The 15,147-nt window shown below is 50.6% G+C and carries 14 protein-coding genes; 3 read left to right on the plus strand and 11 right to left on the minus strand.

All coding sequences use genetic code 11. From position 1 onward, the window contains the following. The first annotated feature begins 94 nt into the window (after positions 1-94). The gene (locus JOD55_RS09355; RefSeq protein WP_204399371.1) at positions 95-2,173 is read left to right on the plus strand and encodes an AMP-binding protein; all 2,079 of its coding nucleotides are present in this window, start codon (positions 95-97) and stop codon (positions 2,171-2,173) included. 44 nt (positions 2,174-2,217) lie between these two features. Here JOD55_RS09355 and nrdR read toward each other — a convergent pair whose 3' ends face one another. After that, positions 2,218-2,673, minus strand: a complete 456-nt coding sequence (gene nrdR / locus JOD55_RS07315; protein ID WP_204399372.1) for a transcriptional regulator NrdR — start codon at positions 2,671-2,673, stop codon at positions 2,218-2,220. Between the two features lie 56 nt (positions 2,674-2,729). Next, positions 2,730-3,539, minus strand: coding sequence for a hypothetical protein (locus JOD55_RS07320; protein ID WP_204399373.1), 810 nt, complete (start codon positions 3,537-3,539; stop codon positions 2,730-2,732). A 309-nt stretch (positions 3,540-3,848) separates the two neighbouring features. Between JOD55_RS07320 and lexA the strand changes: the two genes are divergently transcribed. Then, a complete protein-coding gene (gene lexA / locus JOD55_RS07325; protein WP_204399374.1) occupies positions 3,849-4,589 on the plus strand; it encodes a transcriptional repressor LexA in 741 nt (246 codons plus the stop codon). Positions 4,590-4,646: 57 nt separating this feature from the next. On the opposite strand, the gene JOD55_RS07330 is transcribed toward lexA, so the two are convergent. Together JOD55_RS07330 and hflX are read right to left on the minus strand one after the other, a co-directional pair. Next, the gene (locus JOD55_RS07330; RefSeq protein ID WP_338022225.1) at positions 4,647-6,626 is read right to left on the minus strand and encodes an ATP-dependent DNA helicase; all 1,980 of its coding nucleotides are present in this window, start codon (positions 6,624-6,626) and stop codon (positions 4,647-4,649) included. Between the two features lie 8 nt (positions 6,627-6,634). Continuing rightward, positions 6,635-8,119 carry a GTPase HflX gene (hflX, locus tag JOD55_RS07335; protein WP_420827032.1) on the minus strand — a complete coding sequence of 495 codons (1,485 nt, stop codon included), beginning with the start codon at positions 8,117-8,119 and terminating at the stop codon, positions 6,635-6,637. Between the two features lie 194 nt (positions 8,120-8,313). On the opposite strand from hflX, the gene JOD55_RS07340 reads away from it, so the two are divergent. Next, entirely contained in the window at positions 8,314-9,042 is a 729-nt protein-coding gene (locus JOD55_RS07340) for a class I SAM-dependent methyltransferase (RefSeq protein ID WP_338022226.1), read from the plus strand. A gap of 112 nt (positions 9,043-9,154) precedes the next feature. On the opposite strand, the gene miaA is transcribed toward JOD55_RS07340, so the two are convergent. From miaA to JOD55_RS07375, 7 genes are all read right to left on the minus strand, one after another. Continuing rightward, entirely contained in the window at positions 9,155-10,147 is a 993-nt protein-coding gene (miaA, locus tag JOD55_RS07345; RefSeq protein ID WP_204399375.1) for a tRNA (adenosine(37)-N6)-dimethylallyltransferase MiaA, read from the minus strand. A gap of 15 nt (positions 10,148-10,162) precedes the next feature. After that, positions 10,163-11,713 carry a tRNA (N6-isopentenyl adenosine(37)-C2)-methylthiotransferase MiaB gene (gene miaB, locus JOD55_RS07350; RefSeq protein WP_204399376.1) on the minus strand — a complete coding sequence of 517 codons (1,551 nt, stop codon included), beginning with the start codon at positions 11,711-11,713 and terminating at the stop codon, positions 10,163-10,165. Between the two features lie 100 nt (positions 11,714-11,813). After that, positions 11,814-12,410, minus strand: a complete 597-nt coding sequence (locus tag JOD55_RS07355) for a regulatory protein RecX (protein ID WP_204399377.1) — start codon at positions 12,408-12,410, stop codon at positions 11,814-11,816. A gap of 5 nt (positions 12,411-12,415) precedes the next feature. Beyond that, positions 12,416-13,450: a recombinase RecA gene (gene recA / locus JOD55_RS07360; protein ID WP_204399378.1), complete on the minus strand. Its 1,035-nt coding sequence runs from the start codon at positions 13,448-13,450 to the stop codon at positions 12,416-12,418. 374 nt (positions 13,451-13,824) lie between these two features. Further along, positions 13,825-14,067: a DUF3046 domain-containing protein gene (locus tag JOD55_RS07365; protein ID WP_204399379.1), complete on the minus strand. Its 243-nt coding sequence runs from the start codon at positions 14,065-14,067 to the stop codon at positions 13,825-13,827. Then, positions 14,067-14,435 (minus strand): helix-turn-helix domain-containing protein, encoded by a 369-nt coding sequence (locus JOD55_RS07370; RefSeq protein WP_275587026.1) that lies wholly within the window; start codon positions 14,433-14,435, stop codon positions 14,067-14,069. The genes JOD55_RS07365 and JOD55_RS07370 overlap by 1 nt, the downstream gene beginning before the upstream one ends. A gap of 119 nt (positions 14,436-14,554) precedes the next feature. Beyond that, on the minus strand, positions 14,555-15,136 hold the full coding sequence (locus tag JOD55_RS07375) for a CinA family protein (protein WP_204399380.1): 582 nt from the start codon (positions 15,134-15,136) through the stop codon (positions 14,555-14,557). Between the last annotated feature and the right edge of the window lie 11 nt (positions 15,137-15,147).

Genomic DNA, 15,147 nt, shown 5'->3' on the forward strand with positions numbered 1-15,147 from the left:
ATCGCGTACTTCACGGCATTCATGCAGTGGACGATTTAATGATATTTGATTACAATTACGGCAATGTCCGTAATACCAGGATGGAGATGCCATCGTGAACTCAGCTCAAGAACAAGCTTTTTCGCACTACAGTGACGGTGTTCAACGAAATATTGAACCTGTCACAGACACTCTCGAGAAAGCGCTCGATGCAGCGGTAGCAGATTTTCCTGACCGCGTAGCCGTTGATTTTCTCGGCCGTGAATACACCTATTCAGATATTCTCGACCAAGTAAAACGCGCCGCAACTGTACTCACGATGTGCGGGGTTCGGCGAGGCGACGTCGTCTCACTTATTTTGCCAAACTGCCCTCAGCACTACGTCGCATTCTATGCAGCAACCTACCTGGGAGCTACCGTTTCTGAGCACAATCCTTTGGCTCCCCCAGCTCAGCTTCTTGAGCAGTTAAAATCCAACGGCGCGCGAATCGTCATCGCCTGGGAACAGACAGTTGAAAAGATCACCGCTGATTCTTCCCTGCACGGTTTTACGTATCTAGCAGTAGATATTACGCGGGCTCTTCCTCACAAATCGCAAATTCTACTCAAACTCCCGCTCAAAGCAGCTCGTACGCAGAGGGCGAAACTGCGAGGCAAAGTACCTCCAGGAGTGCACTCTTGGGACAACCAGGTAGCTCATGCAGCGCCGATGAACCTCGCCTCGCTCAATGGTCCAGCCTTAGACGACGTCGCCGTCCTTATTCAAACGGGCGGAACCACCGGCAGTCCAAAAGCTGTACAGCTAACTCACCGCAATATCGTTTCCAATGCTCGACAAGTAGAGTATTGGATCACGGATTTCGAGCGCGGCGCGGAAACCGTAGCTGCTGTATTGCCTTTCTTCCACGCTTTCGGTCTCCAGCTTTCGTTGTCTGTGTGCGTAAGTATGGCTGCCACCCAAGTAATGACGCCAAGTTTTGATGTGGATATCTTGTTGGCTGCACATTCTCGCCATCCGATCACATTCTTTGGTGGCGTACCACCAATGTTCGACAAAATCCTCAAAGCGATTGAAAACAGACCGGAAGCAGATCTTAAGTCGATTCGGTTCTCGGTTAGTGGCGCCATGCCGCTAGCTCCTGAGCTTGCCACTCGCTGGGAAGAAGCTACCGGCGGATTCATGATTGAGGGCTATGGCATGAGCGAAGCCAGCCCAGTGATTGCCGGATCGCCATATTCGAATCAGCGCCGCCCGTCAACCTTAGGGCTGCCTTTCCCGTCCACCGAAGTCATCATCGTCAATCCAGATGACCCGGATTCTGAGATGCCAGTTGGTGAGGTGGGCGAAATTCTCGTACGTGGACCACAGGTGTTTGTTGGCTACCACAACAATCCTGAAGAAACAGCCAATGTGCTGTGGAATGGCTGGCTTCGTACCGGAGATCTGGCTCGTTGGGACGACGGCTTCCTCGTCATGGCTGATCGTAAGAAAGAATTAATCATCAATGGTGGCTTTAACGTCTACCCCTCCGAGGTTGAGTCAGCAGTACGCGACATGCCCGGCGTCGTAGATGTAGCTGTTATTGGCATGCCTGCTGATTCTTTCGGCGAATCAGTTGTTGCTGCATTAGTGCTCGAACCTGGCGCGAAGGTGGATTTAGAATCAGTACGGCGTTGGACCGAAGGGAAACTTTCCCATTACGCCATGCCAAAATCCATCGCGATTCTCGATGATTTGCCACGTTCACAGCTTGGTAAGGTCATGCGTAAGAGCGTCAAAGAACAACTTCAGCAATTCGAACTTTCCTCCGGGCAATGGCGTCAGAAACTCTCTGATGCTTCGTCAGCAGCCAGTGCACGCTTTGAAACCTATTTGCAGTCGATTCATTCCTTAAGTGGCGCCACCCAAGACCAGCTTAAGGCTTGGAGTGAAGCCAATAGTGCCCAGCTTGATCGAATTAAAACATGGGTGAATGACCATACGCCGACGACGGAAGAAATACGTTCTTTTGCAGAGAGCAATGGCATCACAGTCGACAATTTCAAGACTTGGATCGCTCAGTTCACTGCGGCTAAGTCTGCAGACGATGTCGATTCACCCGCGGACGAAAGCGACGAAAAAGCCGAAGCTGATCAAACAGCCGAAAAGACTGAAAAGATCGAAAGCGACGAAAAAGACGGCGAGACCAAGTAGTCGAGCTGCTCAATTATCGAATTGACTTAGTGGAACTAGTGAAACTATTGCGCGGCTGATTCTTGACGCAATTCGCTGATGGCATGCTCGAAATCTTCAAGTGTGTCAAAACTCGAATACACCGAAGCAAATCGCAAGTAGGCGATTTGATCAAGTTCGCGCAATGGTTCCAAAATTGCGAGTCCGATATCGTGCGCTTCTATCTGTGAAACGCCATTCAAGCGAACCGTCTCTTCAACTTGCTGTGCGAGCACAGCAAGTTGATCTTCAGTAACTGGTCGCCCTTGGCAAGCCTTTCCAACTCCCGACATAATTTTTTCTCGACTAAACGGCTCGCTCGCACCAGAACGCTTAATGACCGTCAGTGATGCAGTCTCAGTTGTAGAAAACCGGCGTTTACATTCGAGACACTCCCGCCTACGGCGAATGGTAAATCCATCATCGCTGGTACGAGTATCAATAACGCGAGAGTCGGGGTGGCGACAAAATGGGCAATGCATACGCCCAAAATAGTGCCATTCAGCTGTAAAGGCAAGTTAGATGAAACTCAATAAGCCTAGTTCAGTGAATTTCCGATTCCCGCAGATAGGCTTCCCGGCGCATAATCAGCTGAATAGCCAGCCGCATAGGAAGTCACATTTTCCCCAGTTTGAGCAAATAGACTTCCGTTTGCCACTCCTATTCCAAGGATCGTTGCAGTGAATACACCGAAAAATAGTACGAAGAATGCGAAGATCTTCAAAAGATTCTCACCATAAACGGCAGAGCCGCTGATTAACCGCTCTGACGCGCTTGAAGCAGCCGCATACGCACCTGTTCGTGCAATCCGCGTACTTCTGAACTGCGCACTTTGTTGCGCCGCACCCTCGTGTTGCCCTATTGCCACTGACAAACGATGAGAAGCCATCTTGCGAGCTCGGGCTTGTCCATTTCTCCGCTGTGGAAACGCCTGCTTTTTCTTCGGCTGCACTTCTACCCAAGTTTCCGACTCTTCGCCCAATTCTGCAGCTGAGTAAGGAGTCGGAACAGCATATACGTGAACGCCACCTGAAGAACGCGGACGATCAGGGCGAACAATCGAACTGCTTACCGCAGGATTTTGGGCATATCCCACACCCCGTGCCGCCGCTGTCCGAGACTTTGTGGACTGCACATCAGGATTACCCTCAATATCAGAAGTCGGCACAACTGAAAGTTTTGGTCGGGATTTTGCACGAGGGTTTATGCCCAGTGAACTGCTGCGCATTTCGCGCACCGCACCTGTAGACCCAGCACCACGATCCGCGGAAACAGCACGTACAAGACGCTTTCCTTGAGATGCGTGCGCTTGATCGCCAACCATCGAAAATGCTTTCACTGTAGACATATTTTCCTCCTCGAACAAACGTTCGTCGAACATCTGTTCTAAACAATAATACATTCATATCAAGATGTCCAGAACACGCGTTCGAATTTTCCGAACAAATGTTTGATATATAGTTCTCTTTCAATTACCCTTGTATCTAGAAGCTAACAAACACCTCCTGCCAAAAATCGTTGCCGGTTGTGTCACCAGCTAAAACGAACTACTACCCGCCGCTTGCGGGCGTCCAATACGAATGTCGCGATGCTAATCCGAGAGCTAGTAGTAAATAGAACTACTAATCAATAGGGCTAGTTACGAAGAGGAGAGATAATGAGCAACTCACATGTCTATCTAACCGAGCGTCAACGTGACATTTTTGAAAATATCTGGGACGGGATCAACTCTCACGGCTACCCGCCCACGGTGCGTGAGCTGTGCGACGCGGTGGGTCTGGCATCGACGTCGTCAGTAAAATATCAACTCGACCTCATCGAAAAACAAGGCCTCATCGCACGCGACCCGCGTCGTTCCAGAACAATCGAGATCACCGAGCTCGGCGACTCCTACATTCGGCAAATTCGCAGCCTTGATGAAGGTAGCGACGAACCGGCGGATCCCAATCTCGCCAACGACGATGCAGCTAAGGTAACCGTCCTCAAGCCCAGCTCAGATACCGACTCGAGCTACGACGTCGATTCCGCCGTTCAGGTCCCACTTGTTGGCAGGATCGCGGCGGGCGCGCCAATTTTGGCTGAGCAACATGTTGAAGAAGTATTTCCGCTCCCCCGGCAGCTCACCGGCACAGGAGATCTCTTCATGCTCCTCGTCAGCGGAGATTCGATGATCGATGCAGCAATTTGCGACGGCGATTGGGTTGTGGTGCGTCGTCAGCCAGTTGCCGAAAACGGCGAAATCGTCGCAGCTGTCATAGACGGCGAAGCCACGGTGAAAGTATTCCAAAAGCGTGACGGCCACATATGGCTCTTGCCACGGAATGCCGATTATGCCCCAATTCCAGGTGATGATGCTCAAATCGTTGGAAAAGTCGTCAGCGTTCTGCGCGCTTTGTGAGTACAACACCAGCTGGCGAGCATGCCACAATTGTGCAAATTCCGAAAACTTCGTTGATCAGTTATCGTCGCTAGACTCGTAGGCATTGCGCTGTAAGACGCCACGCACGACTTCCCTATCCAAAGTACGCCACATCTGCGGCATAGATTCAAGTAAGAATCCAGCGTAGCGCGCAGTTTTTAATCGCGGATCTAACACAGCCACCACACCGCGATCATCTATTCTGCGCAACAATCTGCCTGCGCCTTGCGCCAGGAGCAAAGCGGCCTGCGTAGCAGCAACTGCCATAAAACCATTTCTGCCACTGCTCGAAATGGCTTCAGATCGCGCCTGCGCGAGTGGATCATCAGGGCGCGGAAATGGAATTCGATCAATGATCACAAGGCGACTCGTATGCCCCGGAATATCAACGCCCTGCCAAAGCGACATCGTGCCGAATAACGAAGCTGAGTCGTCAGCTGCAAATATTTCCACCAATGTTGATAGCTGATCGTCGCCTTGGCAAAGAATTGGAAGATCAGTGCGCTCACGAACATATTGAGCTGCGCGTTCAGCCGCCGCACGCGACGTAAATAGCCCCAGCGCTCCCCCATGTGAAGCCTCAATCAGCTCCAAGATTTCTGCGAGATGTTCCTCGCCGTAACCTTGTTTTCCTGGGATAGGCAAATGCGAAGCGACGTACAATACACCCTGTGTTTGCGGCGAAAATGGGCTTCCGACGTCGACTCCGCGCCACGATTCGCTTCCACCTAAAGAAAACCCAACCCGATTGGCCATCGCATCAAAAGAGGTACCCAATTTCAATGTAGCAGACGTCAGCACCACTGGATTTTCATCAAATAGAGAGCTAGCAATCGAACGCGACACGTCGAGCGGCGCTAAATGAAAAGCACTTCGCCCTTCACCAAATTCAGACTTCCAGGCCACAAGCGTTCCAACCGAGATGGCATCACCAAGAATACTTTGCGCAATATCCGAAAGCTCCTGCAAACGCGCCCTCAATATCTGCTTTGCAGTAGCTTGTTCCTCATTTTTGGAGCTCAGCTCCGAAACATTCTCGCCAGCAACCTGGATTTTTCCAAGCAAGCGAGCAACGGCATCTGAAAAATCCTGCGGCAGTTCAAGAATCCGCCCTTGTGGTATGTCCGATAGCGCTTCATCAAATTCTTCTGCACTGGCGTCAAGGTCGGCGTCGTCAAGGCCATTTTGCCGCATCAGTCGTGCCAAAGAACTCATATCAAATCTCGACAGAGTACTTGTAAGCTGTGAGGTTACCCGCTCTACCAGGTCGTGAGCCTCGTCGATAATATAGGCATCTGCAGGTGGCAATACAGGCGTTTGGCTCGCCTGCACTCCGAGCATCGCATGATTCGTCACCACGATGTCTGCATCTTCGGCTTCGTTGCGGGCAATATTTGCAAAACATGAGCCACGCACCGGACAAGATTCCCCAATGCACTCCCGCTTGGGCAACGACACCTGTGCCCATGCCCGGTCACTCACACCTGGCACTAAGTCATCGCGATCGCCGGATTCCGTGACCATCGCCCATTCTCGAGCGCGCACAACTTCTTCACCGGTAGCACTAGCACCATACTCTCCCTCCGCACGCGAAAGTAATGCGCCCTCCTCCGGGTATCCGCCAGCAGCTTTTCTCAAACACACATAGTTGTTCCACCCTTTCAGGAGCGCCACCTTAGGGCGCACACCTGTGAGTTCATGTACAACATCAGAGATAAGCGGCGCATCATGGCGGATAATCTGACGTTGCAGTGCAAGAGTCGCGGTGGAGATAATCGTCTTCTCTTGCGCATTAACTGCCTGCATGAATGCCGGGATGAGGTAACCGAATGACTTCCCAGTGCCCGTTCCTGCCTGCACCATAAGATGCTCACTTTGCTCCAGCGCATGCGAAACTTCTTCAACCATATTGATCTGTCCGGCGCGTGGATGCCCACCAATTTTCTTGACGACGGCGTGCAGTACCGTTTCAGCGTCAACTTCATTACCGTCGTCTATAGGAGAAAAACTCTTCACTGGGGTCACTAGTTCGACGCTCGCTTCAACTCGATGCCAGCCTCTTGCATGTGAGCAGCAATTTCATTGGTAATTCGAGCCACAATCCGAGTTCCCTCGGCGGTGAATTCTTCATCGAGAATCTCACCATCGGCGTGAATCTGGGATACCAAATCTCCGCGGGTATATGGAATGACTGCGTCAATGTGAATTGCTGGCCGTGGCAGCATCTCCTCGATTCGAGTTTTGAGCGCTTCAATTCCTTCACCCGTCACCGAGCTAATTGCCACCGACTGCGGGAACTGTGAACGCAACGCGGCGATAGCGACGTCGTCGGCTAGATCGCATTTAGACAAAACGATCAACTCCGGCAAATCAAGCGCCCCCTCGACGTCGCGCAAGACGTCATGAACCGCCTGGACTTGACCACGCGGATCCGCATGCGAAGCATCAACGACGTGAAGAATGAGGTCGGCTTGCGCGACCTCTTCCAAGGTGGAGCGGAATGCTTCAACGAGCTGGGTTGGCAACGAACGCACGAAGCCGACCGTATCAGTCAACGTATATTCGCGGCCGTCGCTCGTTTGGGTGCGTCGAACAGTGGGATCCAAAGTCGCAAACAGCGCATTTTCGACGAGCACCCTTGCATCGGTCAAAACGTTCATCAGCGAAGATTTTCCCGCATTGGTGTATCCCACAACCACAACTGCTGGAACTTTATTACGACGCCGGGTGCTTCGGCGTGTTTCTCGCCCCGGACGCATATTTGCAATATCTTTGCGCAGTTTCGCCATGCGGGTGCGAATTCGGCGACGATCAAGTTCGATTTTGGTTTCTCCTGGACCTCTCGAACCGATACCTGCACCGCCTGCAACTCGTCCACCTGCCTGACGGGACATCGACTCACCCCAACCACGCAAGCGCGGCAACAAGTATTCGAGCTGAGCTAATTCGACTTGCGCCTTTCCTTCGCGGGATTTGGCATGTTGAGCGAAGATATCAAGAATCAAAGCGGTACGATCAATGACCTTAACTTTCACGATGTCTTCGAGGGCGCGTCGTTGAGAGGGAGCCAGCTCAGAATCGACGATTACAGTATCGGCGCCAGTATTGGCCACGATTTCTCCCAGCTCTTTTGCTTTACCTGAACCAAGGAACGTTGCAGGGTCTGGCAGCTGCCGGTGCTGGATGAGACCATCCATAACTTGCGAGCCAGCAGTTTCAGCTAAAGCTGCAAGTTCTCGCAGCGAATCCTCCGCTGCTTCGAGAGTTCCATCTAACCACAGTCCAGCTAACACAACCTTTTCCAGACGAAGCTGCCGATATTCGATATCAACGAGTTCTTCACGCTCTGAGGCAACATCGACTACTCGCTTAAGAGAACTCCTTACACCACGCTCAAAATCGTCTCCTGCCCACGAACCGTCATACGCCGGATCAGCTTGCAAAGCAGTGCCTTTATGAGTGTCTAGTTCTAGGGAACGACCAGTGTTTTCGCTAGGATTCGTGTTAATGATGAAGCTCCATTCTCTTTCCTTTATTCTCTCATGCTCGGCTCTGTTTTGGCACCGCAACGTCCGGTTTTAGTGGCGTGAATTCCGACGTCTTTATGGCACGACGCCGAGCGGTTGCTTTAGCTTGCGGGTTGGTTTCGTTCGTAGGCTGGTTTCGTTTGTGAGTAGCGACAGCTTGTGGGTTGCGAGAACTTGTGGGCAACTTTAGCTCGTGGACAACAGACGTCTCGCAATGGACTGTGACGTCTCTAATGCCCTCTTTTGTGCCGCGCGGTCAAGGCGCACGGTATCCTGATGGAGTGAACGACCATTATTTTTCTGCGCAGCCGCAAAAGATCGCTACGGATCACCGATTCGAGGTCAATATCCGCGGGCAAGTATTTCAAGTTCATACTCAAGATGGTGTGTTCTCAACGCACGGGTTAGATAAAGGCAGTGCTGTTTTTCTTTCAAAAGTTCCTCAGCCCGATTTGCCACCCAATTCCTTGGCTGTTGACTTCGGCTGTGGCTGGGGGCCAATCACCCTCGCGTTGGCGGCAGAGGCGCCGGCATCTTGTGTGCTGGGAGTCGACATAAATGAACGCTCCCTCGAACTCGCCCGTGAAAATGCAGCTTCAGCCCAACTCAACAACGTAACCATTGAAGAGTCCACGGCCGCACTGGCAAGGCTGCGCGCTGAGGGAAAAACCATTGATCTATTATGGTCTAATCCCCCAATACGGATCGGAAAAGCAGAATTGCACAACCTATTGATGGACTGGTTTTCCCTGCTCAGCCCGCAAGGAGCAGCTTTTATTGTGGTTCAAAAAAATCTTGGTGCTGATTCGCTGGCAAGTTGGATCTCAGGGCAAGGCTTTTCCGTTCAAAAAGTCGGATCATCCAAGGGATTTCGCGTATTCAAGATCGCGCATGCTGATTTGTAAGCACGCCGACATGTAAACATGCCGATCGATATTCGAGCATTGCCACATGTAAACATGTCGATATGAAATTCGCGGTTGAGAAACGCTAAAAGTTAAGCTCTCAAGTTTGAGGCTATAAACCTCGAGCCCTTGACGATCTTTCAATCGTTTGATGAGCAATATTCTTTCCAAGCTCGCTGAGCTGCTTTTTTGCTTCAACTGCATTCTGCGCGTCAACACTTTGCCACGTAATACGCGCATCCGCTCCGAACCAGGTGCGCTGTTTTTTGGCAAGACGACGCGTGCCAAATGCAATATTGGATATTGCTTCTTCTTTGCTCACTCGTCCGCGCAGAAAATCAATGGTCTGCGCATAGCCGGTAGCTTTACCTGCGGTTGGTGATTCCTCGAGTCCGCACTCCATCAATTTTTCTGTTTCGGCAACTAATCCATTTGCAAACATATCTTGAACGCGATCTTCGATGCGCTGATCGAGAATCGCTTTTGGAACGTCGATTCCGAAAAAATGCGTTTGCGGAAAGTGTCGAGTGTGGCGAGGAAATTCAGGAGTGTAGGATTTGCCAGTGATTAGTACTACTTCGAGCGCCCGAATTACCCTGCGGGGATTGGCCAAGTCAATGATCTGGGCAGTTTTTGGATCACGCTGCGAGAGTTCAGCAATCAGCGATCCAAGTCCCTCATTCTGAGCCCTCTGTTCGAGCTCACGTCGAATTTCAGGATTCGTGCCTGGAAAATTGAGTTCATCTAACAACCCAGACACATATAGTCCTGATCCGCCGACGACGATCGGGATCTTTCCCCGCCGTCGTATACCGTCCAAATCACGACGAGCGTATCGTTGGTACGCGGCTACCGAAGCTTCTTCGCTAATATCCAGCACATCCAGCTGATGATGCGCAATACCGCGTCGTTCTTCGGGAGAAATTTTCGCTGTGCCAATATCCATTCCTCGATACAATTGCATAGCATCTGCCGAGATAATTTCAGCATATTCGCTACCGCCGAGGTTAGCCGCGATTTCAAGCGAAAGAAATGTTTTTCCACTGGCTGTGGCACCAACCACCGCAATGATTGGGATTTCTTGTGCTACGACGTCGAAGCCCACGTTCGCCTCGAGCTCTCAGCTGAGCGGACGTAATCCGATAGTAGGAATACCAAGCTTGACTGGTGCTTGGCCTGCCGCTTCGCGAAGTAACTCTTCTTTTCGCTGCTCAGAACGCTCCCACGCATCTCCCGCACGAGTTCTTGTGACCTCAAATAGACCACCATTCAAGGCAGAGTCGGCAACAAGGTGGAATGGCGCACCGTGGGTAACCGTTGCAGTCACGATGTCACCAGGGCGCGGTTGTAACGAAAGATGTGATGGCAAAGCCACATGCACTAAGCGATTGTCTTCTGCTCGACCCGTAATTCGCGCGGTTTCTTCGTCTTTACGTCCCTCACCGCTTGATACGAGCACTTTTACAGTGCTGCCTTCCAGTTTCTGATTTTCCTCGGTAGAAATACGCTTTTGAAGGTCAAGGAGACGCTGGAATCGCTCATTAGCAACCTCAGCTGGAACTTGATCATCCATATCTGCTGCAGGAGTTCCTGGTCTTGGCGAATACAAGAAAGTAAAAGCCGAACTGAATCGTGATGCTTCAACCACATCGAGAGTTGCTTGAAAATCTTCTTCAGTCTCTCCAGGGAATCCCACGATAATATCCGTAGTGATCGCAGCGTGCGGAATCTGCTCGCGGACTCGTTCTAGAATGCCAAGGAATTTTGTAGATCTGTAAGATCTTCTCATAAGTCGAAGAATACGATCTGAACCTGATTGTAACGGCATATGTAAAGATGGCATTACATTGTGAGTCTGAGCCATAGCGTCAATAACGTCATCAGTGAAGGCGGCAGGATGTGGCGAGGTAAAACGCACTCGTTGTAAGCCCTCAATATCACCTGTTGCGCGCAATAATTTGGCAAATGCGCCACGATCGCCAAAGCTCACTCCGTATGAGTTTACGTTTTGACCTAAAAGGGTGACTTCGATGGCTCCTTCGGCCACCACTGCCTCAATTTCGGCCAAAACCTCACCCGGACGTCGATCGTTTTCTTTTCCACGCAGGTGCGGAACGATGCAGAAAGTGCAGGTGTTATTACAGCCAACAGAGATCGAGACCCAAGCAGCCGAAGTAGACTCACGACGAGTAGGAAGAGTGGAGGGAAATACTTTCAACGACTCTTCAATTTCGACGGCAGCCTCTTTGTTATGACGCGCACGTTCTAAGAGCACCGGAAGCACGTCAAGGTTATGAGTTCCCAGCACAACATCAACCCAAGGAGCTTTTTCAACGATGCCGTCGCGCAACTGTTGTGCCAAACACCCCGCCACTGCAATCTGCATATCTGGCCGCTCACGTTTCACCTCTGCAAGTTGCCCGAGATTACCAAATAGCTTTGTAGCAGCATTTTCACGTACTGAACAGGTGTTGATCACCAATACGTCAGCACCCTGATCGCCCGCTTCGGTAGCGCGTTCGGCCTTTTGCGGCACTAGCTCCACCGGCACATATCCAGCTTGATCCAAAAGTCCAGCTAGGCGCTCTGAATCATGCACGTTCATCTGGCAACCCAGCGTACGAAGTGCATAAGTTTTAGGAAGTTGTTGTTCGATCATCTGTTCACTCATCGCGGTAAATTCTAATGCAGACTTAACAAAGATAGCGATTCTTAGCACGAGATATACAGCGCATTACTCACGCCGCTTATCGAGTTATCGATATATTCGTCTACCAGGAAGCACCATCTTCATCCGTATGGTTGACAGAATCCATCGCTTTTCCAATGACGTCAGGAGAAAATCCGCGCCGCGCAAGCGCACCATAAATACGCCGCCGTGCTACTTCTTGATCAAGTCGCGCATTTGCACGCATTTTTTTGCGCACAAATTGCACAGCGCTGTGGTATTCATCCGAATCCGACACTTGGGTCAGTGCTTGTTCAGCTAAATCGCCAGTTATTCCACGATTTCTTAACTCTTCACGAAGCTTCCGCCGCGACGTACTCTTCTCAGCAAAACGTAAACGCACAAATGACTGTGCATATTTCGAATCGTTGATCAGATCAGCTTCCAAAAATCGGGCAATCGTAGTATCGATAACTTCAGCTGGCACATCTCGCCTCGCTAAGGCGTCTCGAAGCTGCTTTTCTGAGCGGTCTGCCATTCCAAGTTGCCGATACACGATATCTCTGGCCAAAGAATGCCACTCTTCTTCTGTGCGAGCTTCATTTCTCGCACGACGCCGCTCCTGGGCTTCCTGCGGGGAAAGCCGCTTTTTACGGCGCTTTCCCCGCAGGAAATCTGCTTCTTCAGCATAATTAACCATAGTGTTTATTCAGCAGCTTCTGATGCCGAATCAGCTTCCGCTCCCAAACCGAGCTTAGTTTTGACCTTAGCTTCAATTTCTTCAGCGATTTCTGGATTGTCTCTGAGGAACTGGCGGGCTTTTTCTTTACCCTGCCCAAGTTGGTCTCCCTCATAGGTATACCAAGCTCCAGAACGGTTAACGACGCCGGTATCTACAGCCATATCGATGATTCCACCTTCGATAGAGATACCTTGGCCGTAGAGAATATCAAATTCTGCCTGCTTAAAAGGCGGAGCCATCTTATTTTTGACGACCTTAACTCGAGTGCGGTTACCCACGGGATTAGAACCCTCTTTGAGTGTCTCCACTCGGCGCACGTCTAGACGAACAGAGGAATAGAACTTCAGCGCTTTACCACCAGTGGTTGTTTCAGGATTGCCATAAAAAACGCCAATCTTCTCTCGCAGCTGATTAATAAAGATCGCCGTAGTTCCTGAGGCTGAGAGTGCTCCGGTGATCTTACGAAGCGCCTGCGACATCAAACGAGCTTGCAAGCCAACGTGCGAATCTCCCATTTCACCCTCAATTTCTGCTTTGGGAACCAAGGCTGCCACTGAGTCGATCACAATAATATCGAGCGCACCTGAGCGGATCAGCATATCGGCAATTTCGAGAGCCTGCTCGCCAGTATCAGGCTGCGCCACAACTAGGGCATCAGTATCTACTCCAAGTTTCTTGGCATATTCTGGATCAAGCGCATGCTCTGCGTCGATAAAAGCAGCAATTCCGCCCTCGCGTTGTGCACTTGCCACGGCATGAAGTGCAACAGTAGTTTTTCCAGAGGATTCAGGACCGTAAATCTCAATAATGCGACCACGCGGCAATCCGCCAATGCCTAAAGCTATATCAAGTGCAAGAGAACCGGTAGGAATAACTTTTACTTGCTGTGGCGGCGTGTCACCTAACCGCATCGCTGAACCTTTGCCGAATTGACGGTCAATTTGCCCTAAAGCGACTTCTAGAGCTTTAGAGCGATCTTCAGTTTTCTTTGCAACCATGATTTTCCTTTTACTAGGCATACTGAGCGGATAGAACAGGTCTTGATGGAGCTCGCTCTCTCCGAACGACTTTCCATGTACTACGTTAAGCCCGACCTCCTGCCAAAAATCGTTGCCGATTCCATTTGTGGAAAACGTTGACGATTTCCGAAGTACAGGAAAAGCGTATCCGAACATTCGTTCGAATAAAATTCGACACGCTCAAAATATCAACTAGCCACCAAACACTCCCACAATTTCACAAAGACCCCCATTTTCTTACGCAAAGCACGCCCACATTTTCTGCCACAAAGAACTCCCGTATGTTCATGCGAAAAAGGTATGGAGAGCATTTCAACACTCTCCACACCTTTTCGTTCTATCAAGGAATAGAGCTACTTAGCTCTGACATTACGTTCATCTTTAGGATCGATCCTATGCAGATAAACGAACGATTCTGGCAGATCCATCGCAAGAACTATTGCTTTCCAAATCTTCAATGGACTAACACCAGCAGCTAGCGCTTCTTGGGCAGTCACATTACCAAGATCGACCAAAACCAAGTCTTGAACGAGGGAACGTCCACGCCCATCCGGAAAGGCACGATCCAGAACTGCCCAAAATTCAGTATGTTTCATTAGCCCCGCATAGCAGCGAGTTCAGCTGCAACCAACGATTCTGGAACCGAGTCTGGAATCTGAACAGCTGGTTGCGGGCGACGCATAATTGGAGGAATGCGACCCTCTACCCGATCTACTCGGTCAGCAACCAGTCGAAGCACATGGCTCAGAGGAACGTTAAGCGCATGGCAGATCGAATCCAACAATTCCGACGAAGCCTCTTTTTGCCCACGCTCAACCTCAGAAAGATATCCGAGCGATACACGTGCATCGGAAGATACCTCACGAAGGGTGCGACCTTGACGCTGACGATACTCGCGCAATACATCACCCAGCTCACGACGAAGCAGTGCTGACTCGTTACGCATTTCCGAATTCATTGTCATTTCGTTCACTCTTCCTAGATCCGCTACGCGAGAAGATCTCGCTTCACACTTTCTATAACGTTCTGACATGAGTTATATTCCCACTCTAAGCTGTAAATTGTCTGTGAATGAGAAAAATTTCAAGAGAAAAATTTACCATTTCCTTGAAATTCAGCCGATAAAGCCTTAAGTCCCACCCAAACTGTGACATCTCTCACATATTTTCGATTTCCTGAAATGCTTCCTTGCCAGTATGCCCTCCGATCAGGTGTTTTAATGCCGATAAAAACCGTTCCAGCAGGTTTCCCTTCTGCTGGTCCCGGTCCCGCAACACCCGTCGTCGCAATCGAAAAATCAGCGCAATAAATCCGACTCGCACCTGCGGCCATTTGCATCGCAACCACTGCGTCAACAGCGCCACGACTTTTCAAAAGATCCGAATCTACACCTAAAATCTGTGCTTTTGCCTCACTCGCATAGGTCACAGCAGATCCGCGAAAAACTGCCGATGCTCCCGGCACACTCACAAAAGCATCGGCAAGACGCCCGCCCGTCAGCGATTCTGCGCAAGCAATCGAGACGCCGAAACGCTGCGCTTGCACAAGTACCTGCTGCGCAAGACTCCGAGACTGTTCGCGCACGTCAAAGCCCGCTTCGCATACGCCTTTCTCCGCACAGAGCAAAGCATCTATTTCGGGGAGAAAAATACGATCGTCGCTCATCATCACTTACT

The sequence above is a fragment of the Arcanobacterium pluranimalium genome (genome assembly GCF_016907845.1).
GTDB lineage: Bacteria > Actinomycetota > Actinomycetes > Actinomycetales > Actinomycetaceae > Arcanobacterium_A > Arcanobacterium_A pluranimalium.

What these genes read in the sequence shown, in the direction of transcription:
- nrdR (WP_204399372.1), bottom strand. Translation starts at nt 2,673, where the DNA reads ATGCATTGCCCATTTTGTCGCCACCCCGACTCTCGCGTTATTGATACT.
- JOD55_RS07320 (WP_204399373.1), bottom strand. Translation starts at nt 3,539, where the DNA reads ATGTCTACAGTGAAAGCATTTTCGATGGTTGGCGATCAAGCGCACGCA.
- lexA (WP_204399374.1), top strand. Translation starts at nt 3,849, where the DNA reads ATGAGCAACTCACATGTCTATCTAACCGAGCGTCAACGTGACATTTTT.
- miaB (WP_204399376.1), bottom strand. Translation starts at nt 11,713, where the DNA reads ATGAGTGAACAGATGATCGAACAACAACTTCCTAAAACTTATGCACTT.
- JOD55_RS07355 (WP_204399377.1), bottom strand. Translation starts at nt 12,410, where the DNA reads ATGGTTAATTATGCTGAAGAAGCAGATTTCCTGCGGGGAAAGCGCCGT.
- recA (WP_204399378.1), bottom strand. Translation starts at nt 13,450, where the DNA reads ATGGTTGCAAAGAAAACTGAAGATCGCTCTAAAGCTCTAGAAGTCGCT.
- JOD55_RS07365 (WP_204399379.1), bottom strand. Translation starts at nt 14,067, where the DNA reads ATGAAACATACTGAATTTTGGGCAGTTCTGGATCGTGCCTTTCCGGAT.
- JOD55_RS07370 (WP_275587026.1), bottom strand. Translation starts at nt 14,435, where the DNA reads ATGACAATGAATTCGGAAATGCGTAACGAGTCAGCACTGCTTCGTCGT.
- JOD55_RS07375 (WP_204399380.1), bottom strand. Translation starts at nt 15,136, where the DNA reads ATGAGCGACGATCGTATTTTTCTCCCCGAAATAGATGCTTTGCTCTGT.